Raw genomic sequence first — 24443 nt, 5'->3', positions numbered from 1 at the left:
CAACTCCCTAAATAGAATGAAATTTATCTTTCTTCCAAAGATATCCATTTTTCGCTGCGGTAAGCATAGGGACGTCGCCAGATGTATCCCCATAAGCATAAGTATCAGTCAGGTACTTACCTGACTGCCATTGCAAAACTCTGCGATGTTTTTCTTTGCCGTAGCAGTTTCCGCCTCGAATACTCCCCGACACATGCCCGCTGTCATCTTTCTCTAGCGCGGTGCAGATCACCTCGGATAAGCCCTCTCGCTTTGCCCAGGCATTCAGGTAAACGTCCATCGAAGCACTCACCAGCACACACTCGTGGCCCTGCTCCTGGTGCCATCGGAGACGCTCCATGCCTTCGGGACGCAGCATGGAGGGGATCACCTCGTCGCTGAAGCGTTGCCCTCTCTCGAAGAGATCATCGATGTGGTAACCGGCCAGGTACTGCTTGAGCACGATCTGCTTGGCGATGTCGTTGCGCAGCAGCTTGGCGAAGTAGGCCGCCAGTACCGGGCTGACCAGGGCGAGCTTGGCGTAGTAGGTCGGCGTGCCGACGACGAACTTGAGAAACGGCATCAGCGTATCGCCGGTCGTCAGGGTGCCGTCGAAGTCGAAGAACGCCACGGGGCGGACGTTGGGGGCGTCTTGATGGCTCATAGCGACATCCGTTTGAAGATGGTCTCGGGGATATGCTTGATGATCAGCATGATCCCCCACCAGAACCACGGCAGGTACACCTCGCCCTTGCCCTTCTGCATGGCCTTGATGATGCCCTTGGCGATCTGCTCGGGCTTGGCCCACAGCGGGCCGCCCTTGTCGAACTCGGCGGTCATGGGAGTATCCACGAAGCCAGGCTTAATGGTCACCACATCGACGTTGGCCTTGGCCAGCCGGTTGCGCAGCCCCTGGAGGAACAGGGTGACCATGCCCTTGGCGGCGCCGTAGACGTAGTTGCTCTGCCGTCCCCGGTCGCCGGCCACCGAGCTGATCACGGCGATCACGCCGCGCCGCTGCTGCTCAAAGCGGTTGGCGAGCAGGGTGAGCAGGTTGATCACGCTCAGGGCGTTGGTCTCGATCTCCTGACGGGTCAGGGCGGTATCCGCCTGGCAGGCCTGCTGGTCCGGCAGGGTGCCGTGGGCGATCAGCACGCCGTCGATGCCGCCCAGCAGGTGCTCGGCGGCATCGATGAGGTGGGCATGCTGGGCGCTGTCGGTCAGGTCGGCCACACCGCCATCGATACGCTGTTGGCCGCTGGCCCGCACCTTGAGGTCGTCGATCAGGGCCATCAGCTTGTCGCGGTTGCGCCCCACGCAGTAGAGGGAGGCGCCCTGGGCAACCAGCTGCCGGGCGGTCTGCTCGGCAATGGCGGAGGTCGCCCCGAAGAGGATCACACGCTTGAGGGAGTTCATGAGGTCACACGCTGCCAGAATCGGGAAGAGAAGCCGGGGTCGACGTACTTGCTGAAGGCCTCCCACTGGGGGAAGCCGGACTGGAAGAGGCTCGCCGGCATGCGGGCGTCCTTGCCGGGATAGAGGGTGCCACCGGCTTCACGCACGATGGCATCCAGCTCCTCGAACAGGCGCCGGGTCGTGTCACCCCGGTTGGGGAAGTCCAGGGCCAGGGTGGTGCCGGGGCGCGGGAACGACAGCATGCCCAACGACGGCTTGCGCCCGAAGGTCTTGAGCACGGCGAGAAACGAGCCCTCCCCACGTCGGGCGATGGTGTCGAGCAGCGCCGCCGTGGCGGCCTCGGCCTCGCGGGGCGGGATCACGCACTGGTACTGGTAGAAGCCCTGCCGCCCGTAGATGCGGTTCCAGTCCTGAATGGCATCCAGCGGGTAGAAGTACGGCACATAGTGGGTCAGCGCCCCCTGGGGCTTCACCGGCTGTCGGTAGTAGAGGGTATTGAAGGCGCGCAGGCTCAGGCCGTTGACCAGCGAGAACGGCGGGTCGACCGGTATCCGTTTTCCGCCCTCCTTGAAGGTCGGCAGTTCGGCCTGTGCCGCCGCGTGCTGGCCGGCCAGCAGGATGCCCCGTCCCTGGGCCTTGCCCTTGGCCAGGCAGTCGATCCAGGCCACGGTGTAGGGCCAGCGGGCCTCGGCACGGCGGTTGAGTGTCCAGAACTCGTCCAGGTTGGCGAAGCGCTGCGACTCGACCCACATCCAGGGATTCTGGATGGGCATCAACTGAAGCTCGACCCAGCGAATCAGCCCGGTCAGGCCCAACCCGCCGACGGTGGCCGCAAACCAGCCACTGTCATCCTCCGGGCGGCACTCGACGACGCTGCCATCGCTGCGCCACAGTTCCAGGGCACGCACATGGTGGCCGAAGCTGCCCACGGCATGGTGGTTCTTGCCATGCACGTCGTTGGCGACGGCGCCGCCCACGGTGGCGAGTCGCGTTCCCGGCGTGCTGGGCAGGAACCAACCTCGCGGCACCACCAGGGCGAGGACCTCGGCCAGGGTCACGCCCGCCTCACAGCGCACGACGCCGCGCAGCGGGTCGAAGTCGATGAAGCGGTCGAGCCCTCGGGTCAGCAGCAGGGTGCCCTGTTCGGTCAGGCAGACATCGCCGTAGCTGCGGCCGTTGCCGTGGGCCAGCAGCGGCCTGGGCAGGTCGTCCGGCACGCCCGCCGTGCGCTGGGTCAGCGCATGCACCGCGTCGGGAGCCACGCGTGGCAGGCGGTTCCAGGAACGCGGGGCGCTCATGCGGCCTCCTCCGCCGGGACTTCCCCGTGACGGCTGCGGATCAGGGCCACCAGGCCGATCACCACGGCAAACCACAGCGTGGCCAGGCGGATGAACACCGTCGCCGCGATGGCGGCGGGCATGGTCATGCCCTTGAGGACCAGCAGCGAGACCATCACCGCCTCGGCGCCGCCCAGGCCGCCCGGCAGGAAGCTCAGCGCGCCGGCCAGCATCGACAGCGCATAGACGAAGATGGCGAACGACAGCGAGATGTCGGCGCCCAGCCAGCCCAGCATCCAGTAGAAGGCCAGCGCCTCGGCGCCCCAGGCGATCACGCTGATCACCGTGGCCACGCCCAGCAGACCGGGACGGTGACAGCGCCGTGCGCCGCCCAGCATCTCGCTGGCATGGGCGACCAGGGCCATCAGCTTGCCCTGGCGGGCTGAGGCCCAGCGGTGCAGCCGGTCCAGCAGCGTCTGGCTCGACAGGCAGGCCAGCACCACCACGATCCCCAGCACCCCGGCGAGCACGATGCCTCGCGCCTGGGGGTACTGGGCCAGCCCCACCAGGGTGAGCAGCACGATGGCGACGAGATCGGAGAGCCGCTCGCTGATGAAGGCGGCGAAGGTCGCCGGGAACGGCACGCCGCGCTGCTTGAGGAGCACGCCCCGGAAGGCCTCGCCCGCCTTGCCGGGGGTGGTGGTTAGGGCGAAGCCGCTGAGGTAGATCCGCAGGCTCGGTGACCAGGGCACGCGATGGCCCAGCTGCGACAGGTAGAGCTGCCAGCGCCCGAAGCGCAGGCCGTAGTTCACCAGGGACAGGCTCAGGGCGATCAGCGTGCCCAGCAGGCCGATCTGGACGAAGGCGGCGACCACCTCTTCCCAGCCACCCCACAGGGAAAACGCCAGGTAGCCGGCAGTCGCCACCACGATGGAGAGGATCAGCGCGCGAAGACGCCACCCCTCCAGGTGGTTCACTGCCGAGGTCATGTCAGCACCCACAGGGTGGTGCCCACCCAGGCGGCCACCGTCACCAGCAGGTGGCGGTCCTGCACCAGGTCCTTGGCGGTGTCATTGCCTTTGGCGCGCCGGTGCAGCAGGAACAGGTAGCGGAAGATGCCGTAGACCACGAAGGGCAGCGTCACGATCAGGTCGTCACTGCCGTGGATGGCCACGGTCTTCGGGGAGACCGTGTAGAGGCCATAGGCGATGATCGTGCAGGCGGCGGTCACCGCGATGAACTGCTCCAGCATCTCGGGGCTGTAGTCATCCAGCACGCGCCGCGTGAGGCCGTTGTTGGCCCCGTCGGTGGCCTCCAGCATCAGCAGCTCGGCGCGGCGCTTGGCGAAGCCCAGGAACAGCGTTACCATCAGGCCGCACAGCAGCAGCCAGGCGGACGGTGCGATGCCCAGGCCCACCGTGCCGGCCAGGATGCGCAGCATGAAGCCGGAGGAGATCAGGAACACGTCCAGGATCACCACGTGCTTGAGGTGCCAGGAATAGAAGATGTTGATGACGAAGTAGCTCGCCACGAACAGCGTGACCCAGCCACTGACCAGCAGCGACAGCACCACCGACCCCACCACCAGGCCTGCCAGCAGGCGCTTGGCGGTGCCCAGCGAGATGGCCCCGCTGGGCAACGGGCGACGACACTTCACGGGGTGCGCCCGGTCCGCCTCGATATCCATGATGTCGTTGAGCACGTAGACCGCACTGGCCATACAGCAGAAGGCCAGGAAGGCCAGCAGCGCCTGGCTGAGCGTGACGAGATCCCACTGGTGGGCGAACAGCGGCCCCAGGAGCACGAAGCCGTTCTTCAGGTACTGGTGGGGCCGGACCAGTTTCAAGACTGACCGCATATAGAAAGCATCCCTGCGATAGGTGGCGTTTTGGCCGGGGATTCTACAGGAATGCGGTAAAGGTTTCTTTGGGTGCTGTGCCGTCTCACCGGCACAGCGTGCCCATCACCGCCAAAAATCACGATTATGGCGCTTATCGTGATCGGTGTGACGGGAGCTGCCATAGAACTGAAGCAGGACAGCACGCACGAGCGTGTGCACCCAGCTGCCCGCCATTGCGCGAGCATGAACACCCAGCCCCAGGGACTCGCGGTACGTCAGTTTCTGCCTGGTCGCCCAGACCAGCGATCGGGCCGGAGCGCCCCGAGCCACGCGGGGTACGCCAGTTTCTTCTGAGTACCAGCAACGGTGAATTCGCGAGCGTGAGCACCCAGCTGCCCGCCATTGCGCGAGTACGAGCACCCACTTCCCAGGGACTCGCGGGTACGCCAGTTTCTGCCTAGTCGTCCAGACCAGCGATTGGGCCGGAGAGCCCCATTCCATGCGGGGTACGCCAGCTTCTGCTGAGTACCAGCAACAGTGAATTCGCGAGCGTGAGCACCCAGCTGCCCGCCGTTGCGCGAGTACGAGCACCCAGCCCCAGGGACTCTCGGGTACGTCAGTTTCTGCCTAGTCATCCAGACCCAAGCGACCGGCCGGAGCGCCCTGTGCCATGCGGGGTACGCCATTTTCTACCGAGTACCAGCGAGATCAGCACCGCACGCTATTTCGCGACCTCAGACACCCTGCTGTAGCAGTAGCAAGCGTAGCGCCCTTTACACCACCAGCCCACATTCAAAAGTCACACACCCCGCTACCCCYWAAATAAAAAMGCGTTAAAACAACAGCTTATGTATTAGAGTTAGATAAAATGCATTAGGAGTAGCGCGATTTTGCATTCAGATGTTCCCTACCAATCGCCGCTGAGCTTTACGCTTTTCGAGATAAAAGATGATAATCATTTATTATCAATTGGTTATGACGATTTTCTTACCCTTACCCTCAAGGGTCCTACCACGGCAATGCGACATTTGGCGCCGCATACCAACATGTTTATATCCTAAAACATATATATTTTATGGCATTACTCATCCGCATGGCCCCACCAGCTCGCGGATGTGCCAGACAACGAGGCGGCTGCCGCTCATGCCGCCATATGGCGGCGTGCCTCTTCCAGGTCATAGGCGTTCTGTAGGCGAAGCCAGTAGCCCTCGGTGGTACCGAAGTAACGTGACAGGCGAAGGTCGGTATCCGCGGTAATGCCACGACGCCCCCGTGTAATCTCACCAATCCGCGTAGCCGGCACGCCAATCGCGGCGGCCAGCCCTCGCTTGGTCAGTCCGTTGGGCTCCATGAAGTCCTCCCACAGGATCTCTCCAGGATGCACATTGGGCAGTTTGCCGGTCATGGTCTTACCTCCATCAGTGGTAATCGACGATCTCCACGTCATAGGCATCACCGTTCTCGAAACGGAAGCACAGACGCCACTGATCATTGATGCGAATGCTGTGCTGCCCTTCTCGGTTGCCACGCAGCGCTTCCAGGCGATTCCCCGGGGGGATCCGCAAGTCCTCAAGGGCCGCTGCGGCCTCCAGCTGACGTAGCTTCTTCAAGGCGTTGCGCTGCATCCCCTGGGGTAGCTTACGCGACACGTTACCGTGAGCGATCGTCTCGGTGTGACGGTCCTTGAAGCTCTTGATCACGGGCATCCCCCTGCGCTACGTCGACACTCAGTATAACGGATAACGTTATGCGTTTCACAGGTAGCTGAATAATCGCAGCCATCTCGTCTCGAGTGACTTACTGATATCCTAAAAATACTATGCATTAGGGTATATTTGCTCACCCTACACCTCCAACAGAGGCTTGATCGAGGCTCCTCCCAGAGCATCACGCCACTCCTGCAGCAACGCATCACGCTGTGGAGAGTCGCGCCACCGCTGTCGGTGATGATCACGAATGCGGCCGAGCTCGTCACGCAGGTGCTGGATCTCCTGCCGAACCTTTTCCTCCAGCTCTGCGAGCTCTGCCGGCTCCAGCGACGTCTTGTCGGCAGCAGTTCGTCCTGGCCGACCAAATGCCGCATTGGCCGCGCGCATCGACACCCCACGGCCGATAACCCGCTCCGCCGCATGCAGTGCAGCTGTCGGCGTCACATCGGCTCCCTCGCGCCGGGCCTCTTCCAGGGCAGCAAACAGGGTACTGCGCATAGCGGCCTTGCTGGCCGCACCGAGCGTTGCTCCCAGTCGCCCCGAAGAACGTCGCACTTCCTCTAACATCGCACCACTCTCCATCGCCACCGGGTCCATCCGTCCGCTAGGTGACCGTCCCGTGCTGGCCAGCGCTTTCGCGTAGTCGGCATAAGCATCACGCGCGACGGTGTCATAGAGAGTGATCTCGCGCTGAACGTGTTGGCTAATCGACATGTGCAATCATCCTGTTTCAATATCCTAAAGCATAGGTGTTTTAGGGTATTACAACAACATTTTCTCTCACTGGATCAGACGACTCCACCTGTGCAGGTCGGATCGAAGGTCTTTACAACACCACTACTGCGATACTGCGTTGCGTACCAAACGGTATAACAACCGCCTCATGAATAATGGCGGCTGGTATCGAGTGTTTGGCTCAGGTGGATTCTGGAATGTCCTGCTGCTGGATCGCCATGCCGGTTTCAGCACCACAACACCGCCTTACCAGCCCGGGCACGCCCTAGTCGGTGTCAGGTTACGCCCGTCCAGCGAGCCAGACGACGTAATCAGGCGCGTGGCCCACTTGGAGACGTTTTCACTGCTCGTGCCGCGCGCCTCCTATATTACGTTGGCAGAGCTGTAACCATGTCGACCGGACTATCCTAGCCCCGGCCCACGGCTGCCGGGGCTGCTAACGCCCGAGCCATGACCTCGATCCAGTGAAGACTTACTCCCCTCCTCAACCGTTCGCCCCGTCTTTGTCGACTCTCCGAGACTCTCTCGCAACGCAGCTGGCACTTCCTGGCGGCGCTTTTCACGATCCTCCCAATCTCGCCGCTTTTGCCGTGCTGTCCAGGCCTCATAGGCCGTCACAGCTTGCTCAATCGTGTCTTCAAACCGTCCAGCAGTGTCGTGAGCGCGTCGACGCGCTCTGTCAGACGCTCGATCAACTCGGCGTTCTGCTGGTCGCTGTGTTCCAGCTCCCGGCGCAGTGCTCGGCTCTCTGCGTGCTGCTCGTTCAGCGCTGTCTGCAGTCTGTCGAGCTGCTCTGACAGCCCGTTCACTAGCTGCTCTGAGTCGTGCTGCTGCTGCTCTAACTGCCTCAACAGCAGTGTCTCTAGCTCCGTCACGGGTCAATCCCTCGTGTTGGTCAACTCGATCACCGGTGTGCCGTTCTGCAGGCTCCCGGTCCAGGCTGCGCGTGGGTCGATCCCCACCAGATAGGTTCCTCCCTGGATCCCGCGAATCTCGACGCCCTGGGGCAATCTCGGTACCTGCTCGGCCCGCTGGATTTCCTCCTGCAGCATGGCCAGACGCTCCAGGCGACTGTTGATCAACCGGTCGGTCAGCAGCAGGCCTCCCGCCGTCACGCCCCCCACGGCGATCATCACCGCGGCTGTGATTGCGAGGGGGCGTGTCCAGCTGCGCAGCCCACCCACCCGGCTCAGCCGCTCGGCTTGGGTCGCCGCGATCGACAAGCGTTGCTCGATCGCCTCGAGCTGCTGCCGTTGCTGCACCGCGGCGTTGTTCAATGCCGTGTCCAGCTGGTGGCTCTGCTCGCGGATAGCGTTTTCGGTGGTACGCCGCGCGTCGTTCAGTAGCTGCTGCAAGGCGCTCTCGTGCTCGTTCAGCAGCTCCTGGGTCGATTGCTCCAGCGCGCCCAGCTGCTGCGCTTTGCGCTCGGCGAGCCTCTCGCTCAAGGGTTTGCTCGATGGTCCAGTTGCCACGAAATATCTCTCCTCTTAGTCGAATGGCTTTTGTTTCACCGTGTGGTCGCACGCTGACATAGGCATGGCTCGCTCGCGTAATCTCACCGATCTCGGCCAGCTCTTGGCGAACCTCCTGGGCATTCGTCACCAGCCCCTCGGCGGCCAGGGTCTCAATGTGCCGAGTGATGTCGCTACGGCTACGCGGGTGTCGGTTGTGAGGCGGCTTGCTCTGCTCCTCCTCTTTGTCCGGATCATCGCTACGTGGGAGTGCCTCATTGCCGGGCTGCACATACCGGGCGCGGTCGGGATCGTCGGGCCGCGCCCAGCCTTGGGCGTGGTTCCAGGCGTCACGCAGCGGGTCGAAAACTTTCTCGTGACCAGGAGGCGCAATGTTGAACGCCTTCCCCGAGGTCAACTCGACACGCGCCGTGATCGTATGGATATGCGGCGTGCCATCGTCGTCACGGTGCAGCACGGCGCAGGTGGCGTACTGGTCGGGAGAGAGACCCGCGAATGCCGTGTCCTCCCACTCTTTTATAACGGTATATATCTCATCAGGTGTGGGGTTGTCGCCAGGTGCCCAGGCGATCACCCCGCTGGTGTAGCGCCACTGGTGGGGAGAGGCATCCGCCACCTGGGCAACCAGGTGAGGATCCCCGCGCAGCACGGTGACCTCGGCCCGCACCTCGCCCGTGTGGTCATGCTCCTGGAGGAGGTAGCGCACCGCGCCGGCGGCGCTCCCCTGGCCATGGCGCAAAAATTTGATATGCACGCTAGACCTCCTCGCCCTGGTCGTCAGAGGCATACCGAGGCAGCTCGGCCAGGCGGTGCAGCTCGCTCTGGATGGCGGCCAGCTCGGCGAGCAGCTCCGCGTGATCGCCGGGCGTCAGGCCGACCGAGTTCAGCACGCGGGCGATCTGGTTCAGGTTGCTGCCGATAGCGGCCAGCTGTCGGAGCAGAACAGGATCGGCCGTCAGGGTGCGTAGTCGGCGCGGATGTCGTGGTTTCACTGCCGGTACCGCATGGCCGCCATCGACGCGTCGACGCACCCAATCACTGAGCGTGATGTCCGCGGCCTTTGCCTGGTGTCGCCAAGCATCGGCGGTGTCGGCGGGCAGCCGGAGAGTGACTCTCTGCGTCAGCGGTGGAGGTCGCTTTGGGAGATCGTCCATGGGGGATCCTCACGGGGTTGAGGTTCGGGGGTCGAGGGGGCGAAGCCCCCCGCCAGCCCCTGTCAGCGAGCGTCAGCGAGAAAAACCGCGTTAGCGGTTTTGTCTGACAGGGTAGGCTGGCTACCAAGCCATCTTCAGGTTATCAGATCACATGGGGGTCGTAGGGAATGGCCCGGAGCCGAAGGGAGGCCCCCTTCTTGCTCCTCGGGAAAAACCTCCCGATACTGTGATTAAATACAGTTATGTGGAGTCACCCATGTCGGCCGACTTTGTCACCGCTACCATCCTCGGGAGTGCCACGCCGGAGGTCACCTCACACACGACACCGCTGTTCGGGTGTCACGTGCGCGCAGGATTCCCCAGCCCCGCCGACGACCACCTGGACGTCGATCTCGACCTGCACGCACATGTGGTGAAGCGGCCGGCGGCAACCTTCTTCGTGCGCGCCGAGGGCGACTCGATGCAGGGGGACGGGATCCACGACGGCGACCTCCTGGTGGTGGATCGCAGCCTCGAACCTCGGCCCGGTCGGGTGCTGATCGTGGCACTGAATGGGGAGCTCACCGTGAAGCGACTCGAGCACCTCGGCCAACGTCCCTACCTCACCGCCAGCAACCCGCGTTATCGCCCCATCCCCCCTGATGAACCAGGACGCCGAGGTGTGGGGAGTGGTGACCCATGTGGTCCACGCCTTGGGCGCCGGCCAGGCATAATGGACCGATGATCTTCCCCTACCCCAGGAGACGCGTATGACCGCATTCAGCTGGATGATCGTGGCCTTCGCCGTGTTCATGGCCGGCGTGTGCCTGTTCACCTACGTGCAGATCGAGCGCAACGCCCACCAGACCCGCCAGCGGCGCCTGGCTCGCGGGGAGGACACCCAGGGCCAGCCGACGCCCTGACGCCGACCTCACCTCCCCATCAGGCGAGCTCGCCGACCCGCAACCCCCGCTACGGCGGGGTTTTTCGTGCCTGGCCACCGGCGACACGCCCCGCTGCCGGGGTATTTCGTAGCATATCCGTATTTTGTATTGTATTTTGTACTGTATAACATATAATATGAAATACAATATATGATACAGCCGAGAGGGATACGATATGGCACGCACCGGGATCACCTACGAGCAGGTCGCCACCGTCGCCGACGCCCTGGTGGGACAGGGCGAGAAGCCCAGCATCCAGCGCATCCGCGAGCAGCTGGGCACGGGGTCGCCCAACACCATCCACCGCCACCTCAAAGCGTGGCGGGCCACCCAGGCGCCGGCCGAGCGCCGCGCCGCCCGCCTACCGGACGAGCTGACCACCGCCCTCGCCGAGGAGCTGGAACGCCAAGCCGCCGCGGCCCGCGCCGAGGCCGAGGAGAACGCCTTGGAGGCACAGCACACCGCCGACGAGCTGGCCGCCACCGGCGAGCAGCTGGAGGAGCAGGTCGAGGAGCTGAGTGGTCGGGTGGAGGCCCTGGAGAGCGAGCGCGATCGCGTCACCGGCGAGCGCGACGAGGCGCGCAGCGCCCTGGCCGAGTTCCGCGAGCGAGTGCGGGAGCTGGAGGGCCAACGCGACGACGCCCGGCAGGAACTGGCCGAGGCCCGCAACCGGGTGACCACCCTCGAGGAACAGCGTGACGAGGAGCGAGAGGCGCGCATCGCGGCACAACGCGAGGCCAAGCAGACCGATCAGGCGCGTATCGAGGCCGAGCGCGCCCTGGCGGTGGCCGAAGCCCGCACTGAGGCCGCCCAACAGCAGGCTGAAGAGCGCGCCAAGACGCTCGAGGAGGAGCGGCAAGCCCGTCAGCAAGACGCCCAGGGACACCGCCAGGCCCTGGTCGAACAGCGTGACGAGTACCGGGAGCGCCTGGCCGCCTTGGAAAAACAGCTCCAGGCCGCCCAGCAACGCGCACAGGAGGCCGAAAAGGGTCGGACCAAGGCCGAGGTGCAGGGTGAGGCCCTAGCAGCCCGTATGGAGGCCCTGGAGAGCCGCCAGGAGAAACGTCGGGAGGAAGATCAAGGCCAGCTGCCGCTGGGGGAGTAGAACCAGGTCTTGGAGTGGCTCCTTGGGCAGCGTCAGCGATAGACCTTGCGACGATGGGGGATCCGTACCACCAGGATGCGGATTCCGCCTCCTTGAGGCCGTCAATGACGAGGTAGCGCCACAGATATTAGCTTTAGCCGTCGAGCGTGGATGGCCCTCCTTCCTGCTAAACCTAGGCGCGTAGCGCCTTCGTTCTCGCACGGGGTGGGAGTGCGGCCCTCTGAAGCTTGTCACTTTAGCGGCCAGGCTGCGCCGTTCAGGGCGCGCAGCCGCGGAGCGGCTCGAAAGCGCCCGCAAGCCGCGCCTCTGGCGCGCCATTGTCTAGGCCCGCGAAGCGGGGGCGGAGCGAGGAACGAGCGGAGGGTAGGAGAGCGCGTAGCGCTTTTCTGTTCCTTTTCGCCTTTTCACCTTTTAGGACGAAAATATCCTTTTAAAAACATAATGTTATATGAGTTAAAAGGGACAAAATGGCTGCAAAGATGGGACAGAATGGCTCCGAAAGTGGGACAGAATGGCTCTTGGCGGAGGGACAAAATGGCTCCATAGTGTGACATCATTAAGGGACATGTCCTATGATGATGTCACACTATAATCCGGGGCGAGCCAATATGCCGAACTACAACACCTCCGGTACCGACCTTGTCGTCAAATCCAATGCTCTCATTGAAGCTGCCCATAGCCTCACTGTCGCCGAGAGCAAGCTGATCTTAGCGGCGATCGCCCAGGTCCGGCGGGATGAGGCCATCACCGATGATGTCTGCTATACCGTCACAGCTAACGCACTAGCGGATATGGGTGGGTTCAAAGCTAACCATGAGTATAGAGCTCTCAAGCAGGCTTCAGCGAAGCTGTGGGAGCAGACCATTCGGATCACCGAGTATCCCAATGGCAAAGGATCTCGACCTCGTATACTGCTGACCCGCTGGGTACAGAGCATCCTCTATCGTGAGGATGAAGGGGCCGTGGAGATTAGGTTTGCCAAGGATATTCTCCCCTACCTCAGTCAGCTGACAGCGGAATTTAGTCAGTACCGCTTGCAGAACGTCTCAGGAATGACCAGTAGCTACGGAGTACGCTTGTATGAGCTGCTGGTCCAGTGGAGGGGCCGCGGCGAACGTGAGGTGGAAGTCGACTGGCTACGCTACATCCTGCAGTTAGAAGACAAGTATCCCTCTATCCGCGACCTGAAGCGACGAGTCATTGAGCCCGCAGTGAAGGATGTGAATGCTCATAGCGACCTAACAATCAAATGGGGCCAGCGAAAAACAGGTCGTCAGGTCACCCATCTGCAGTTCAAATTCAAACCAAAGAAAGAGAAAATAAAACTACAACAAGAAGGTAAATGCGTAAAAAATATCGCAAACTCAACTAACAGCGATATGATATATGGATATCCTAAATACATTTTGGATAATTCCGCCAAGCCAGGAGAAGAATACAGCGATGTCGCCCGCCGCTTGCGTGCGCAACATGCGAAAGCCAAAAGATCGTAGGCATCGCTCGCCAGCCCTATCTTTGAGCTGCTATCTGTTGCACACAACATATAGGGACAGAATGGCGGTCCACGTCCGCTCATAGTGGCCTCCCTAGCCTCCCCCCCTGGCTGCTATCTGTTGCACACAACATATAGGGACAGAATGGCGGTCCACGTCCGCTCATAGTGGCCTCCCTGGCCTCCCCCCCCTGGCTGCTATCTGTTGCACACAACATATAGGGACAGAATGGCAGTCCACGTCCGCTCATAGTGGCCTCCCTGGCCTCCTCCCCCCTGGCTGCTATCTGTTGCACACAACATATAGGGACAGAATGGCGGTCCACGTCCGCTCATAGTGGCCACCAGCCCCCAGGCTGCTGCTATTGTCGTAATTCTTTAAAATATCAATTACACTTTTAAAGAAATGTAAATCCATGAGGAAGCCCGATGATTATTGGTGTTCTTAACCAAAAAGGGGGCGTCGGCAAAACGACGCTATCCGTCAATATCGCCGCAGCGCTTGCTCGGACCGGTAAGCGGGTGCTGTTGATCGACGCAGACCCCCAGGGTAGCGCACTGGATTGGGCAGCAGCCCGAGAAGAAGATCCTCTGTTCGCTGTCGTTGGTCTGCCCAAGCCCAGTATCCACAAAGAGCTGGCCGTAGTGGGTGAAGGGTACGACGCCATCGTGATCGATGGTCCACCCCGAGTCACAGATCTAGCTCGCTCCGCGATCATGGCCAGCGACATCATCCTGATCCCCGTGCAGCCCTCCCCCTACGACATCTGGGCCGCCGATGAGGTGGTGAAGCTCGTCCAGGAAGCATCTGTATTTAAAGAAAACTTGAAATCTGTATTTGTGATTAACCGTAAGATAGCCAATACCGCTATCGGGCGCGATGTTCGCGAGGCCTTGGAGGCTTATGACCTACCAACCCTCGAGGCCAGCATCGTCCAACGAGTGGCCTTCGCAGAGGCGGCGGCTGTCGGCAAGGCTATCTATGAGCAGGACCGCGACGGTGTTGCCTCACACGAGATTGAGGCGGTGGTGAAAGAACTACAGGAGCGTTTCGCATGAGCAGCAAAAAAGTCTCTATCGGTGGAAAGCCCTCTGCCAAGAAGTCCGCTGAAGATACTGTCGTGGATGCTTGGGTTGGCTCCAGAAATCATGAGCCTCCTAAGGATCCGATGAAACGCCTTACGATAGACATCCCTGCCGAGCTCCATGCCAAGCTCAAAGCCGACTGTGCGATGCGTGGCCGCAAGATGGCCGATGAGGTCAGAGAACTGCTGATGGAGAAATACGGTAAATCGTAGAATCGCATATAAAGAAAAGCGTAATCTTCCACCCGCGAAAGGAAGAAAGGCTCGGCAAGATCAGGCACTTCTATAGCTCTTCACGCCCTACGGCCGGCGCCTCCTGCCAAGCGCGAAGCTCTTCCAGCTCTGGCGCATCAGGATCGCATTCTGCCAGCAGCTGCGCGAGCTTGGGGTGGTTCGCGGACTTGGCCAGCCCTTCGCGCTCCAGGGATGCATTCAGGGTTACCCGGCTGACACCAAAGTGCTTGGCCACCTCGGTCTTGGTGATCTCAGGGTCAGCTAACATCGCCGCCGCCTTGCGCACGTCTGCGGTCGACATGGACGGGCGGCGCCCTCCCTTGCGGCCACGGGCTCTGGCCGCTGCCAGGCCAGCGAGGGTCCGTTCCCGGATCAGGCTATGCTCGAACTCGGCCAAAGCGCCAAATATATGGAACACCAGCTTGCCGCCGGCGCTGGTGGTATCGATAGCTTCGGTCAGAGACCGGAAGCCCACACCGCGCTCGTTGAGGTCGTGGATCAGCTCCACCAGGTCCTTGAGCGAACGAGCCAGCCGATCGAGCTTCCATACCACCAGGGTGTCGCCGTCGCGCAGGGTACGCAGGCAGGCCTGCAGCTCGGGACGCTCCCGCTTGGTACCGGTGACACGCTCCTCGAAGACCTGCTCGCAGCCGGCCTCCTCGAGCGCATCACGCTGTAACTGGGGGTTCTGGTCCTGCGTGCTGACTCGCGCGTAGCCGATGATCATGCAAAGCCTCCCTGCTGCTCAGCGTCGAGGTATGCCCGGAGTTCACGTAAGGCGTATAGCCCACCATGGCGCAGATGCTCCATTGGCGCTCTCCCCTGGAAGAGCGACCCCTGATTGGGATGATGTAGCCACCGGCACTGGCGATCGGCCGACTGAAACAGGGTCTCCAGAGCCGAGTAGATCCCCAGCAGTAGAGATGCTCGCTCGCGTTGCTCTCCATCCAAAGCTGCCCGGGAGGGATCGCTTGACCATGCACGGTACGTCGTCAACCCCAGCCCCAGGAGAGCCGCCATCTCCTCATCAGAACACCTCCACGCGCGAGCAATTCTCGGCATTGTCCACAGTACAGCCGCGCTAATGGCAGCATGATTGTCATGTGCCTCCCAATCCTCGAGGCCCACTGGCTCAAACGGCTCCTGGTACCCTTGCACCGAACCCTTCAGGCGATCTCGGGGGTTATCGGGGGTAGCTCCCTCAGCAGCATGGCTAGGCGCTCCGTCCTCGCGTGTCATCGCGACACCTCATAGAAAACAAACTGTGGTTTAGACAACGCGCCTCACTCCCTAACCGCCACTGTTCGCTATCGGGTAGCTGGAAGCTACACCCCAGATGTCTGGGACGTGGCTTAGTTAGCGCCCCATCACCCAGCGCTAATCGCCCGGCATGGGGACTGAGGGCCTGTCGCTCTACTGCGCAACGTTGGTCAAGCCACATTCTGTACGTTGCCTAAGCCACACCCTTGTAGTTCCTCCGAGAGAAAGGCATGAAGAAAACCCTCGTTTTCTTTGCATGATGATCGCATATTGAGGGCCACACCAGAATAGGGTCTCGCGCCCGACCTATCGCTTTCCATCAGGGGAGGCGGCTAACAGCCCCCAGGGCCAAAGCTCCAGAGACTTGCCAGGTGAGTCGAAAACGATCATTATTCGACTCATAAAATGAGCCGAAAAGGTGCTAGCCGGCTCTACCGCCCCTCTGGAGACCTGGGATGACCGATCACACCACGACGTGGATCTGGCAGCACTCGGACTGGCCATACTTCACATGGCGAGCCGCTGAGATCCAGCCTCGAGTGCAGGCGTGCTGGCGGGATCTCGGTATCCTGGTCGGCCGGACTGGGGCCCTGACGCCCACGGACGATCAGGACGCCGAAGCGAGAGCCGCCCTGGACACGCTGTTGCAGAGCATCGTCACGTCTTCGGCCATCGAAGGGGAGCGGCTCAATGTAGCCTCAGTCCGCTCGTCCCTGGCCCGGCGCCTTGGCGTAGAGGAAGCGGAGGGGACGACCTCACCGCGTTCCGAAGGCCTGGCGGAGCTGATGCTGGATGCCACCCTCAAGCCTGACACGCCGTTGGACGCCGAAAGGCTGTTTCAGTGGCATCGATGGTTGTTCCCTGATGCTGACGCCGGCCTGACCACGCTGAGGCCCGGGCAGTGGCGCGGGGTAGAGCCCATGCAGGTGGTCTCGGGTCGCCTCGATCGTCCCAAGGTCCATTTCGAGGCACCGCCGCGAGAGGGGTTGGAGCATGAGGTTGGCCAGTTCCTCGCGTGGTTCGAGTCCAGCCGGCATGACCCCACGCTAGACCCCCTGGTTCGGGCGGGCTTGGCACACTTCTGGTTTGTGACGCTGCATCCGTTTGAAGATGGCAACGGCCGGATTGCCCGAGCCATCGCCGACCGAGCCCTGGCGCAGGCAGATCAGCAGAGTATCCGTCTGTATGCCATGTCAGCGGCCATTCTGGAGCGTCGCGCCGACTACTATCGTTGCCTGGAGTCGAGTCAGCGGGGCACGCCCGACCTGACAGCCTGGCTCGTCTGGTTCCTGGAGGTCCTGGACGCGACCTTGCTGGACGTTCTGGACCAGGTAGAGCGGACGCTGGCCAAGGCCCGCTTCTGGCAACACTTCAGGGAGGCATACCTGCTGCCCGAGCAAGTGAAGGTGCTGAACCGCCTGCTGGACGGTGGTGAGAGAGGCTTCGAACACGGCATCAGTGCGTCGCAGTACCAGAAAGTCGCCAAGGTCAGTAAGGCAACCGCAACCCGCCACCTTGCTGACATGGTCGAGCAGGGCTGCTTGATGAAAATGCCTGGAGGGGGCCGCAGTACGCGCTACCAGGTGCCGGAGCAATTCCGCCAAGGTAAGGAGCGGTAGGAGCCTTCACTGGGCGCGATAACCTATACGCTATACGGCATGCTGATAGATGTCAGAACCGAGAAAGTGCAGGCTGAGGATATCCATGGGTACCTTCAGCGGGTCAAAGATAAAGCAGCCCCTACACCACCCCTCCCCACTTCAAGGCCTGGAGGAGCCGGCGAACCTGCCGCTCCCCTAGTTCTGTTTCGCAAAGCACGACGGGGGGTTGTTCGCCTAGGGCGGCGTTGGGGCGGTTCATCCAGGTGATGGCTGCCTCGCGGTCTTCAAAAACAGAGGCCGCTAAGTCGGTCACGGCGAGGATGCGATCGTGGGGATTACGAGACATGGCAACCTCGTTTGTAGATAGGAAAACAAACCTTGGTTTTCTTTACATGATGGCCAGAGAGAGGGCCATAGGACACTGCTGAAGAGGCCCCGCGACCTACCTCATAGCCCCACAGGTACCGGAAGCTGCCCGGTAAGCTCTATGATGGCCTCCCGCGGCATCGGCCTGGCGAAGTAGAACCCCTGCAGCAAGTCGCAGTTGCGGCGGATCAGGTCCTGCTGCTGCTCCCGCTCCTCGATGCCTTCGGCCACCACCGTCAGGTCCAGGTGATGGGCCATGGTGATGATGCCTTGCACGATGGCGGCGTTGCTGCGGCTGGTGGCAATGTCCTGGATGAAGGCCCTATCGAGCTTGACCTTGTGGATCGGCAGGTCGCGCAGGTAGCTGAGGCTGGAGAAGCCGGTACCGAAGTCGTCCAGCGCGACCCGGATCCCCAGCGCCTTGAGCTCGTTGATCAGCGTGATGGCCTGCTCGGCGCCGTCAAGCAGCACACTCTCGGTGACCTCCAGTTCCAGTAGCTCGGGCGGCAAGTCGGCATCGTCCAAAGCCGCCTTCACGTCGGCCAGAAAGCCGTCACGGCGAAACTGCAGTGAGGAGATGTTCACGGCAACCGGCCCCCCGAGCCCGCCTGCGGCACGCATCGCCGCGGCGTCCTGGCAGGCACGTCGTAGGATCCAGCGCCCCAGGGGAATGATCTGGCCGGTCTGCTCGGCCAGCGGGATGAACACCCCAGGCGAGATCATCCCACGCTCGGGGTGGTGCCAACGGATCAGGGCCTCCATGCCGCGGATACGTCCGTTCACCGCCTCCACGATCGGCTGATAGTAGAGCTCGAATTGATCTTGGCGCAGTGCCGTGTGCAGATCGTGTCGCAACAGCACCGCCTCTTCGGTACCGCGATGTTGGTCGCCCTGATACCAGTACCAGGTATTACGCCCCTGCTGCTTGGCATCGCCGACCGCCAGATCGGCACGCTGCATCAGCTCATAGGAATACGCCACGCTCTCACAGTTGCAGGCGATGCCGATGCTGGCACTGATGTGCAGGGCACGGTCCTCGATCAAGAACGGCTGCGCCAGAGCACTCAGCACGTCCTCGGCCATCTCGACCCCGGCCTGGCGGCTGTCGAGGCCAGGCAGTAGCAAAGCAAACTCGTCGCCGGTCATACGAGCCAGGCTCGCGTCACCGTCCACCACCTGACGCAGACGCTCGCTGACCGCCACCAACAACTGGTTGCCGATGTGATAGCCCAGGCCGTCGTTGACAGCCTTGAAGCCGTCCAGGTCGAGATGCATCACCACCAGCAGCCCCTGATCCTCCTGAACCCGCTCGATGGCCGCCTGAAGGTGTTCATCGAAGGCGGTGCGGTTGGGCAGGCCGGTGAGCAGGTCATGGCTTGCCTGGTGGGCGATCTGCGCTTCCTGTTCGCGCTGCCGGGTGATGTCCTGCTGGATGCCGATGTAGTGCGTGCAGGCACCGTCGGCATCGAACACCGGGCTCAGCGAGAGGTGGTTCCAGAAGGGCGTGCCGTCCTTGTGATAGTTGCGCAGGGTAGTCTCGGTGGACTGTCGCTCGATGATCGCCCGGCGAATGACAGCAAGCGCCTCGGGGTCAGTGTCTGGCCCCTGCAGGAAGCGGCAGTTGCGGCCCAGCACCTCCAGAGGCGTGTATCCAGTGAGGCGATAGAAGGCCTCGTTGGCATACACCAGGGGCATGTCGGGCTGGGTCGCGTCGGCCATGACCACGCCGTTGGGGGTGGCCTGGATGCCTCGCTCCAGTAGAAGGCGATCCTCTTCCTCCTGCTTGCGGGCGGTGATGTCACGGCAGACGCCGTATACCCCCACCACCTCGCCATCCACCGAGACCGGGAAGTTGAGGATCTCCAGCCGATAGGGGTGCCCATCGCGGTGGGTGCCCATGGTTTCGTACTGGTGCGACCCGCCCTGTCGGGCAATATCGAACCCGGCCAGGGTCAGCTCGCGATACTCAGGCTCAATGAACTCGTTGAAGTGCCGGCCAATCAAGGCGTCTTCGGGATACCCCGTGATCCGTGTCAGCGCGGCATTACCCCGCTGGAAGTGACCCTCCAGGTCGAACTCGTAGACCCCGTCGGGGTGGTTCACGAACAACGAGCGGTGCCATTCGGAGAGGGCTCGGTGGCTGGAGGCATCGCGGTCACGCAGGATCGCCAGTGCCACCAGCGCCGCGGCCTGCTTCATGCGCCGACGACCAGTATCGGTAGGCTGCTTTGGCTCGCGGAAGTAGATGCCGAAGGTGCCCAGCAACTCACCTTCGGCGGTCAGCACAGGATTGGACCAGCAGGCTCTTAGCCCTTCTCGATCGGCAGCATCGCGAAACGGCGTCCAGCGCGGGTCGTTGCGAATGTCCTCGGTGACCACTGGCTCGCGGCAGAAGGCCGCGCTGCCGAAGGAAGCCGCATCGGGCCCGATGGGCACCGCTTGAAGGCACTCTTCGTAGGCCCTGGAGAAGCGCTGGCTGGGGATGAGGCTCAGGGTCTGACGGCGGGAATCGAAGCGCATGAAGGCCACGATGCCATCTGGCAACAGGATCTCGATCCAGCGAGCAATGGCATCCAAAGTCTCCTCGAGCGGCACCTGCTTCGCGATCCGTTCATGAACGTCCTGCTGCGCCTCCATCAGCGCTAATTCGTTAAGCACTACCGTGCCTCCATGCCGCCTTTCTCCTGGGGGTACGTGCGCTCTGGTTCACTTACCACCCTCCATGGGAAGGATAGTGGCCGAGCCGGTCCTGACGGGCAAGGTACACGCGCCTCACGAGCCATATCGTCTACCGAAGATGACACTACGAGGCTTTTGCTGGATACTTGCGCGCGCTCGGCGAGCAGGCATGCCTCGCCTTGCTCCTGACGTCGTGAACTCTTCGCCTGCACGGATTGCGGCTGACCTGCTTCGAGGCTCCGCCATTGATCATTAAAGCGTTCTGGGCCCGCCTGACGGTGGCGGTCCTGCTCCCTGTATCCCTGGTCACCCTGACCCTGACGCCGATCGTCGTCTCGCACCTGGAAGAGCGAGTCGACGGTACGCGCCGGTCGGCAGAAGCCCTGCTCGCGTCTGAATACGACCTGCTCCTGCGCGGCATGAATGAAAGCTTCAACCAGGTGCTGGCCACCGCCGAGTACCCGCTGCTAAGACGTTTCCTGTCCCGTCAGGACGCTGCCGAAACACCGACATGGGGCCTGGCGGCGCAAAGCGACTGGGAGCAGCTGGAGGCCCTGTTCGATACCCTGCTGACGCACTTCGGCCGCTATACGCGCCTGGCGGTGGTCGACACTGAGGGGCGTGAGTGGGTGGCCACCTCGACGGTCCCGCTGCTACCACGGCCACCGGTGGTCGACCATGGCACCTCGACCGCCTTCCTTCAGGCCATGGCCCTGCAGGCGCGGGACCTGTATGTCTCTTCCCCTCACCTCGGCGCCTCCGGTGCAGAGCAAACGCCGGTGACCACCGTCATCGATATCGCCACGCCGATCGTCGGTGATCAGGGCGAGCGCCTGGGCGTGCTGCTGTTCACCCTCGACTGGTCACGCCTCACCGCCTCATTGCCGCATGCCCGCGAGAGCCGCGGCGAGGCCCTGTTGGCGGGAGCCCAGGGGCGATGGCTCTTGCCCGATACCGACGGCCAGGAGGCGCGCTTCGGCCAGCCCGTGGCCACACACTGGCCAGCGGCCTGGAGCGCGATGTCCGACCGCAACCAGGGTACCGTCACCCTGGAGAACCACCTGCTCGCCTTTCGCAGCCACGATCTGCGCACCCAGCACTATCGCAGCCAGGCCGGCACCATCATCAGCGACCCGGGTACCCAACCCTGGCGACTCGGCATCCTGATGCTGCGCCCGACGCTCTGGGGGCTACTCAAGGAGAACCCGGTGCAGCCGCTGGCCATCGCCTTGGTCTACCTGTTGTCAGTGGCCTTCGGGCTGTTCTGGGTCCTCAGCAACCACCGGCTCCGCGGGCTACGGCAGCGTGCATTGCTGTTCTCTCGCGAGGCCCGCCAGTATGCCAACGAGGTACAGGACCTCTACGAGCACGCCCCCTGTGGCTATCACTCCCTGGACAGCGATGGCCGGGTCATCAAGATCAACCGCACCGAGCTGGAGTGGTTGGGCTATCGCGCTGACGAGGTGATCGAGAAACGCCGCTACCGGGACTTCGTGACCCCGGAGACCCGCGCGGCCTTCGATGCCGCCTTCCGCCAAGTGCTGGGGGAAGGCCAGGAGGGCAGTGCCGAGTGCGAGCTGCAGTGTCGCGATGGCACTCGTCTGCCGGTGGCGATTCAGGCCACCGCCCAGGTCACCGACGACGGCTTCCAGTATTCCCGTGCCATGGTGTTCGACCTCAGCGAGCGCAAAGCGCTGGAAGAGCGATTGGAACGACAGGCGCTCACCGACCCGCTCACCGGCCTCGGCAACCGCCGCGCCCTGGAGGACCAAGCCGCCATGGAGATCGCCCGCGCCGAGCGCAGCGGGGCGCCGCTGTCGCTGATCGCCGTCGACCTCGACCACTTCAAGCGCATCAACGATACCTATGGCCACGACGTGGGCGATATGGTGCTGCAGGCCTTCGCCAAGCTGGCCCGCCAGGTGCTGCGTGATGGTGATGTGCTGTGCCGCATGGGCGGTGAAGAGTTTGCCGTGCTGCTGACCGATACCCACCGCGATCAGGCCCTACAGGTCGCCGAGCGCCTCCGCGAGGCGGTTGCCACCACCCCCGCCCAGGTCGGCCAGGACGCCACGGAAGACGGCACACTGGCCTACACCGCCTCACTGGGCGTGACGCTGGTGTGTGCCGGGGAGACCACCCTGAAACCGGCCATCAAGCGTGCCGACCAAGGGCTCTACGCCGCCAAGGAGACAGGGCGCAACCGTGTGGAATGGGAAGAGGCCTGACCCCTGACGAAAAATGCCCCTGGTGACGGGACCGACACCAGGGGCAAACAAGGGCAAATAATCAGGGAAGCGCCTCTGGCCAGAGGCGCAGTGCCAATGCCTACGCAGGGGCAAGCTTGCTGAACATTAGCACCCTCACATGATGCCCCGAGTGTCGCTTCATTCCCACCCCAGGCCCGAGGCCCTCCACCACACAGCGTGTCAGGAGTCGGCTGCTCGGCGCTCCGAGGCTTCGGAGTGACTGGCCTTCAAGGCGGCATAGAGGGCTGTCTTGCTGACCTTGATCCGGGCGGCGGCCTCACGGACGTTCAGCCCATTCGCCAGGTGCTCCCTCGCCCGCTTCAGCTTGTCGTCGGTGACGACGGGCTTGCGTCCTCCTTTGCGCCCACGAGCGGCGGCAGCGGCCAGTCCCGCCTTGGTGCGATCACGGATCAGGTCGCGCTCGAACTGCCCCAGGGCGCCGAACACATGGAAGATTAGCCGCCCACCCGGCGTGGTGGTATCGATGGCTTCGGTCAGCGACCGGAAGCCGACACCACGCGCCTCCAGGGTGCTGACCACCTCGATCAGATGCGGCAGCGAGCGTCCCAGCCGATCCAGTCGCCATACGACCAGCACATCCCCGTCGCGTAGGAACTCCAGGGCCGCCGTCAGGCCGGGGCGTTCCGCCTGGGCCCCGGAGACGGTGTCATCGAAGATTCGCTCGCACCCTGCCTTGAGAAGCGCATCGGTCTGCAAAGCGGAGTCCTGCTCCGCCGTCGAGACCCGCGCATAGCCGATCAGTGCCATGGACCGCCCTTTTGTCCGCTTATCCGTCCGTCTATCTTATTGTCCGCAAACCCATCCTACAAGCTTATTCTCGGACACTGTCCGGCTTGGCCGCCTAACGATCGTTTTCCGGACAGAGCGATTTCATACGGCTCCTGATGGTCGAGTGATGGAACGACCCGAGATAAGCCTTCGTCGTTAGCACAACGAGGAAGTGACTGTTCAGCTTTCAGTGACTGGGGGCAGGGACGCCACCAGGAGGAAGCGACGGCAGACATAGGGTAGGGCTCTGTGGGCGGCACCGGCTGTCCAGCTTTTAGGTAGAAGCCAGACAGTGTACTCCTCCTCCTGACTTGCGCCGATCTAGCATAAACCCAACCGCTTGGGTTTATGCTAGACTACCCTCATGCCAACCATTCTCCGTTTCGATGGCCTGAGAGCTGTCATTTACCCCAACGACCATCGACCGGCGCATGTGCACGTCATCGGCAAGGGCGGTGAAGCAGTCTTCATCCTGCACTGCCCGAGCGGTCCCCCCGAGTTGCGTGAGAGTTACCAATTCAACTCGAAGGATCTCAACCGTATCGCGTCGGCACTGTCAGAAGAGCTGTTGGCGTTATGTGCCAAATGGAGGGAGATTCATGGCCATTACTGATGATGTCATCCAGCAGGCAGAGGCTCGCATGGCCGCCGAGCGCGACCATGCCCATGCTGTTGCCGCACGCTACGACCGCCGCACCCGCCGAGTGATCGTGCGCCTGCACTCTGGGCTCGAGCTCGCGATTCCTCCGCATCTTGTCGAAGGCCTCGACGATGCCACACCGGATGCCTTGGCCGAGATCGAAGTGTCCCCCTCCGGGCTTGGCCTGCACTGGCCTCAGCTCGATGCTGACCTCTACGTGCCCGCTCTCCTGGAAGGGCAGTTTGGCTCCAAACAGTGGATGGCTCGCCAGCTGGGCGCCGCAGGGGGGCGCAGCCGTAGCCAGGCCAAGAGCCATGCTTCCAGGGCGAATGGTGCCAAAGGGGGACGACCGCGCAAGGTACAGGCGTAGGCCTTTCAAGGCACATTCCCTGTAACACCCTTTTCTTCACATAGAACGATCTACGCAGTTTCTTTACG

At 62.5% G+C, this 24443-nt stretch carries 26 protein-coding genes and 1 pseudogene; 10 read left to right on the top strand and 17 right to left on the bottom strand.

All coding sequences use genetic code 11. The features are described 5' to 3' along the window. Positions 1–7: 7 nt before the first annotated feature. The 12 genes and pseudogenes from UYS_RS0208385 to UYS_RS17990 form a co-directional block, all read right to left on the bottom strand. Entirely contained in the window at positions 8–643 is a 636-nt protein-coding gene (locus UYS_RS0208385) for an HAD-IB family hydrolase (protein WP_016855061.1), read from the bottom strand. Continuing rightward, the gene (locus UYS_RS0208380) at positions 640–1395 is read right to left on the bottom strand and encodes an SDR family oxidoreductase (RefSeq protein ID WP_016855060.1); all 756 of its coding nucleotides are present in this window, start codon (positions 1393–1395) and stop codon (positions 640–642) included. Before UYS_RS0208380 ends, UYS_RS0208385 begins: the two co-directional genes overlap by 4 nt. Beyond that, positions 1392–2693, bottom strand: a complete 1302-nt coding sequence (locus UYS_RS0208375; RefSeq protein WP_016855059.1) for an FAD-binding oxidoreductase — start codon at positions 2691–2693, stop codon at positions 1392–1394. The genes UYS_RS0208380 and UYS_RS0208375 overlap by 4 nt, the downstream gene beginning before the upstream one ends. Then, on the bottom strand, positions 2690–3661 hold the full coding sequence (locus tag UYS_RS0208370) for a lysylphosphatidylglycerol synthase transmembrane domain-containing protein (protein ID WP_026068432.1): 972 nt from the start codon (positions 3659–3661) through the stop codon (positions 2690–2692). The genes UYS_RS0208375 and UYS_RS0208370 overlap by 4 nt, the downstream gene beginning before the upstream one ends. Continuing rightward, positions 3658–4518 carry a decaprenyl-phosphate phosphoribosyltransferase gene (locus tag UYS_RS0208365; protein WP_016855057.1) on the bottom strand — a complete coding sequence of 287 codons (861 nt, stop codon included), beginning with the start codon at positions 4516–4518 and terminating at the stop codon, positions 3658–3660. The genes UYS_RS0208370 and UYS_RS0208365 overlap by 4 nt, the downstream gene beginning before the upstream one ends. 1135 nt (positions 4519–5653) lie before the next feature. Continuing rightward, positions 5654–5917 (bottom strand): HigA family addiction module antitoxin, encoded by a 264-nt coding sequence (locus tag UYS_RS0208360; RefSeq protein WP_016855056.1) that lies wholly within the window; start codon positions 5915–5917, stop codon positions 5654–5656. A gap of 13 nt (positions 5918–5930) precedes the next feature. After that, the gene (locus UYS_RS0208355; protein ID WP_016855055.1) at positions 5931–6218 is read right to left on the bottom strand and encodes a type II toxin-antitoxin system RelE/ParE family toxin; all 288 of its coding nucleotides are present in this window, start codon (positions 6216–6218) and stop codon (positions 5931–5933) included. Between the two features lie 138 nt (positions 6219–6356). After that, positions 6357–6935 carry a hypothetical protein gene (locus tag UYS_RS0208350; protein WP_016855054.1) on the bottom strand — a complete coding sequence of 193 codons (579 nt, stop codon included), beginning with the start codon at positions 6933–6935 and terminating at the stop codon, positions 6357–6359. A gap of 635 nt (positions 6936–7570) precedes the next feature. Continuing rightward, positions 7571–7831 carry a hypothetical protein gene (locus tag UYS_RS18815; protein WP_016855053.1) on the bottom strand — a complete coding sequence of 87 codons (261 nt, stop codon included), beginning with the start codon at positions 7829–7831 and terminating at the stop codon, positions 7571–7573. 3 nt (positions 7832–7834) lie between these two features. Next, the gene (locus UYS_RS18810) at positions 7835–8401 is read right to left on the bottom strand and encodes a hypothetical protein (RefSeq protein ID WP_016855052.1); all 567 of its coding nucleotides are present in this window, start codon (positions 8399–8401) and stop codon (positions 7835–7837) included. 403 nt (positions 8402–8804) lie between these two features. Further along, positions 8805–9215: pseudogene (locus tag UYS_RS19060) on the bottom strand (relaxase/mobilization nuclease domain-containing protein); the annotation flags it as partial. Beyond that, positions 9184–9582: a MobC family plasmid mobilization relaxosome protein gene (locus tag UYS_RS17990; RefSeq protein WP_083868107.1), complete on the bottom strand. Its 399-nt coding sequence runs from the start codon at positions 9580–9582 to the stop codon at positions 9184–9186. The gene UYS_RS17990 and the pseudogene UYS_RS19060, both read right to left, overlap by 32 nt. 256 nt (positions 9583–9838) lie before the next feature. Here UYS_RS17990 and UYS_RS17985 point away from each other — a divergent pair, with 256 nt between their 5' ends. From UYS_RS17985 to UYS_RS0208310, 6 genes are all read left to right on the top strand, one after another. After that, a complete protein-coding gene (locus tag UYS_RS17985; protein WP_237738436.1) occupies positions 9839–10306 on the top strand; it encodes a LexA family protein in 468 nt (155 codons plus the stop codon). Between the two features lie 25 nt (positions 10307–10331). After that, complete coding sequence (locus UYS_RS18460; protein WP_016855050.1) at positions 10332–10484, top strand: hypothetical protein; 153 nt, start codon at positions 10332–10334, stop codon at positions 10482–10484. Between the two features lie 196 nt (positions 10485–10680). Further along, positions 10681–11610, top strand: a complete 930-nt coding sequence (locus UYS_RS17140) for a DNA-binding protein (RefSeq protein ID WP_016855049.1) — start codon at positions 10681–10683, stop codon at positions 11608–11610. Between the two features lie 608 nt (positions 11611–12218). Further along, positions 12219–13103: a replication initiation protein gene (locus UYS_RS17980; RefSeq protein WP_083868106.1), complete on the top strand. Its 885-nt coding sequence runs from the start codon at positions 12219–12221 to the stop codon at positions 13101–13103. Between the two features lie 428 nt (positions 13104–13531). Further along, complete coding sequence (gene parA / locus UYS_RS0208315) at positions 13532–14161, top strand: ParA family partition ATPase (protein WP_016855048.1); 630 nt, start codon at positions 13532–13534, stop codon at positions 14159–14161. Continuing rightward, the gene (locus tag UYS_RS0208310) at positions 14158–14400 is read left to right on the top strand and encodes a hypothetical protein (RefSeq protein ID WP_026068429.1); all 243 of its coding nucleotides are present in this window, start codon (positions 14158–14160) and stop codon (positions 14398–14400) included. Before parA ends, UYS_RS0208310 begins: the two co-directional genes overlap by 4 nt. 70 nt (positions 14401–14470) lie before the next feature. Here the strand turns inward: UYS_RS0208310 and UYS_RS0208305 are convergent, their stop codons facing one another. After that, entirely contained in the window at positions 14471–15148 is a 678-nt protein-coding gene (locus tag UYS_RS0208305; RefSeq protein WP_016855046.1) for a recombinase family protein, read from the bottom strand. After that, positions 15145–15660 carry an antitoxin Xre-like helix-turn-helix domain-containing protein gene (locus UYS_RS19055; RefSeq protein WP_083868105.1) on the bottom strand — a complete coding sequence of 172 codons (516 nt, stop codon included), beginning with the start codon at positions 15658–15660 and terminating at the stop codon, positions 15145–15147. The genes UYS_RS0208305 and UYS_RS19055 overlap by 4 nt, the downstream gene beginning before the upstream one ends. 476 nt (positions 15661–16136) lie before the next feature. On the opposite strand from UYS_RS19055, the gene UYS_RS0208300 reads away from it, so the two are divergent. Further along, positions 16137–17300, top strand: coding sequence for a Fic family protein (locus UYS_RS0208300; RefSeq protein ID WP_016855045.1), 1164 nt, complete (start codon positions 16137–16139; stop codon positions 17298–17300). 121 nt (positions 17301–17421) lie between these two features. On the opposite strand, the gene UYS_RS19050 is transcribed toward UYS_RS0208300, so the two are convergent. Together UYS_RS19050 and UYS_RS0208290 are read right to left on the bottom strand one after the other, a co-directional pair. Then, positions 17422–17628, bottom strand: coding sequence for an antitoxin Xre/MbcA/ParS toxin-binding domain-containing protein (locus tag UYS_RS19050; protein WP_016855044.1), 207 nt, complete (start codon positions 17626–17628; stop codon positions 17422–17424). A 101-nt stretch (positions 17629–17729) separates the two neighbouring features. Beyond that, the gene (locus UYS_RS0208290; protein WP_026068428.1) at positions 17730–20306 is read right to left on the bottom strand and encodes a sensor domain-containing phosphodiesterase; all 2577 of its coding nucleotides are present in this window, start codon (positions 20304–20306) and stop codon (positions 17730–17732) included. A gap of 266 nt (positions 20307–20572) precedes the next feature. On the opposite strand from UYS_RS0208290, the gene UYS_RS0208285 reads away from it, so the two are divergent. Then, positions 20573–22555: a diguanylate cyclase gene (locus tag UYS_RS0208285; RefSeq protein ID WP_016855042.1), complete on the top strand. Its 1983-nt coding sequence runs from the start codon at positions 20573–20575 to the stop codon at positions 22553–22555. 201 nt (positions 22556–22756) lie between these two features. Here UYS_RS0208285 and UYS_RS0208280 read toward each other — a convergent pair whose 3' ends face one another. Beyond that, positions 22757–23344: a recombinase family protein gene (locus tag UYS_RS0208280; RefSeq protein ID WP_016855041.1), complete on the bottom strand. Its 588-nt coding sequence runs from the start codon at positions 23342–23344 to the stop codon at positions 22757–22759. Between the two features lie 385 nt (positions 23345–23729). Between UYS_RS0208280 and UYS_RS17970 the strand changes: the two genes are divergently transcribed. Continuing rightward, complete coding sequence (locus UYS_RS17970; RefSeq protein ID WP_083868104.1) at positions 23730–23978, top strand: DUF4160 domain-containing protein; 249 nt, start codon at positions 23730–23732, stop codon at positions 23976–23978. Beyond that, complete coding sequence (locus UYS_RS0208275; RefSeq protein ID WP_016855040.1) at positions 23965–24375, top strand: DUF2442 domain-containing protein; 411 nt, start codon at positions 23965–23967, stop codon at positions 24373–24375. Before UYS_RS17970 ends, UYS_RS0208275 begins: the two co-directional genes overlap by 14 nt. Positions 24376–24443 lie beyond the last annotated feature (68 nt).

Origin of the sequence: Halomonas smyrnensis AAD6, from assembly GCF_000265245.1 — a bacterium.
Lineage (GTDB): Bacteria > Pseudomonadota > Gammaproteobacteria > Pseudomonadales > Halomonadaceae > Halomonas > Halomonas smyrnensis.
The sequence above is the reverse complement of the archived record's forward strand: the minus strand, read 5'-3'. Positions and strand labels throughout refer to the sequence as shown.

Bases quoted from the DNA above. Each gene is read 5' to 3' on its own strand.
- UYS_RS17140 (WP_016855049.1), top strand. From the start codon at position 10,681: ATGGCACGCACCGGGATCACCTACGAGCAGGTCGCCACCGTCGCCGAC.
- UYS_RS0208300 (WP_016855045.1), top strand. From the start codon at position 16,137: ATGACCGATCACACCACGACGTGGATCTGGCAGCACTCGGACTGGCCA.
- UYS_RS0208360 (WP_016855056.1), bottom strand. From the start codon at position 5,917: ATGACCGGCAAACTGCCCAATGTGCATCCTGGAGAGATCCTGTGGGAG.
- UYS_RS0208380 (WP_016855060.1), bottom strand. From the start codon at position 1,395: ATGAACTCCCTCAAGCGTGTGATCCTCTTCGGGGCGACCTCCGCCATT.
- UYS_RS18460 (WP_016855050.1), top strand. From the start codon at position 10,332: ATGACCGCATTCAGCTGGATGATCGTGGCCTTCGCCGTGTTCATGGCC.
- UYS_RS0208375 (WP_016855059.1), bottom strand. From the start codon at position 2,693: ATGAGCGCCCCGCGTTCCTGGAACCGCCTGCCACGCGTGGCTCCCGAC.
- UYS_RS0208275 (WP_016855040.1), top strand. From the start codon at position 23,965: ATGGCCATTACTGATGATGTCATCCAGCAGGCAGAGGCTCGCATGGCC.
- UYS_RS17980 (WP_083868106.1), top strand. From the start codon at position 12,219: ATGCCGAACTACAACACCTCCGGTACCGACCTTGTCGTCAAATCCAAT.
- UYS_RS17985 (WP_237738436.1), top strand. From the start codon at position 9,839: ATGTCGGCCGACTTTGTCACCGCTACCATCCTCGGGAGTGCCACGCCG.
- UYS_RS0208385 (WP_016855061.1), bottom strand. From the start codon at position 643: ATGAGCCATCAAGACGCCCCCAACGTCCGCCCCGTGGCGTTCTTCGAC.
- UYS_RS0208350 (WP_016855054.1), bottom strand. From the start codon at position 6,935: ATGTCGATTAGCCAACACGTTCAGCGCGAGATCACTCTCTATGACACC.
- UYS_RS0208370 (WP_026068432.1), bottom strand. From the start codon at position 3,661: ATGACCTCGGCAGTGAACCACCTGGAGGGGTGGCGTCTTCGCGCGCTG.
- UYS_RS17970 (WP_083868104.1), top strand. From the start codon at position 23,730: ATGCCAACCATTCTCCGTTTCGATGGCCTGAGAGCTGTCATTTACCCC.
- UYS_RS19050 (WP_016855044.1), bottom strand. From the start codon at position 17,628: ATGTCTCGTAATCCCCACGATCGCATCCTCGCCGTGACCGACTTAGCG.
- UYS_RS0208305 (WP_016855046.1), bottom strand. From the start codon at position 15,148: ATGATCATCGGCTACGCGCGAGTCAGCACGCAGGACCAGAACCCCCAG.
- parA (WP_016855048.1), top strand. From the start codon at position 13,532: ATGATTATTGGTGTTCTTAACCAAAAAGGGGGCGTCGGCAAAACGACG.
- UYS_RS0208355 (WP_016855055.1), bottom strand. From the start codon at position 6,218: ATGCCCGTGATCAAGAGCTTCAAGGACCGTCACACCGAGACGATCGCT.
- UYS_RS0208310 (WP_026068429.1), top strand. From the start codon at position 14,158: ATGAGCAGCAAAAAAGTCTCTATCGGTGGAAAGCCCTCTGCCAAGAAG.
- UYS_RS17990 (WP_083868107.1), bottom strand. From the start codon at position 9,582: ATGGACGATCTCCCAAAGCGACCTCCACCGCTGACGCAGAGAGTCACT.
- UYS_RS19055 (WP_083868105.1), bottom strand. From the start codon at position 15,660: ATGACACGCGAGGACGGAGCGCCTAGCCATGCTGCTGAGGGAGCTACC.
- UYS_RS0208280 (WP_016855041.1), bottom strand. From the start codon at position 23,344: ATGGCACTGATCGGCTATGCGCGGGTCTCGACGGCGGAGCAGGACTCC.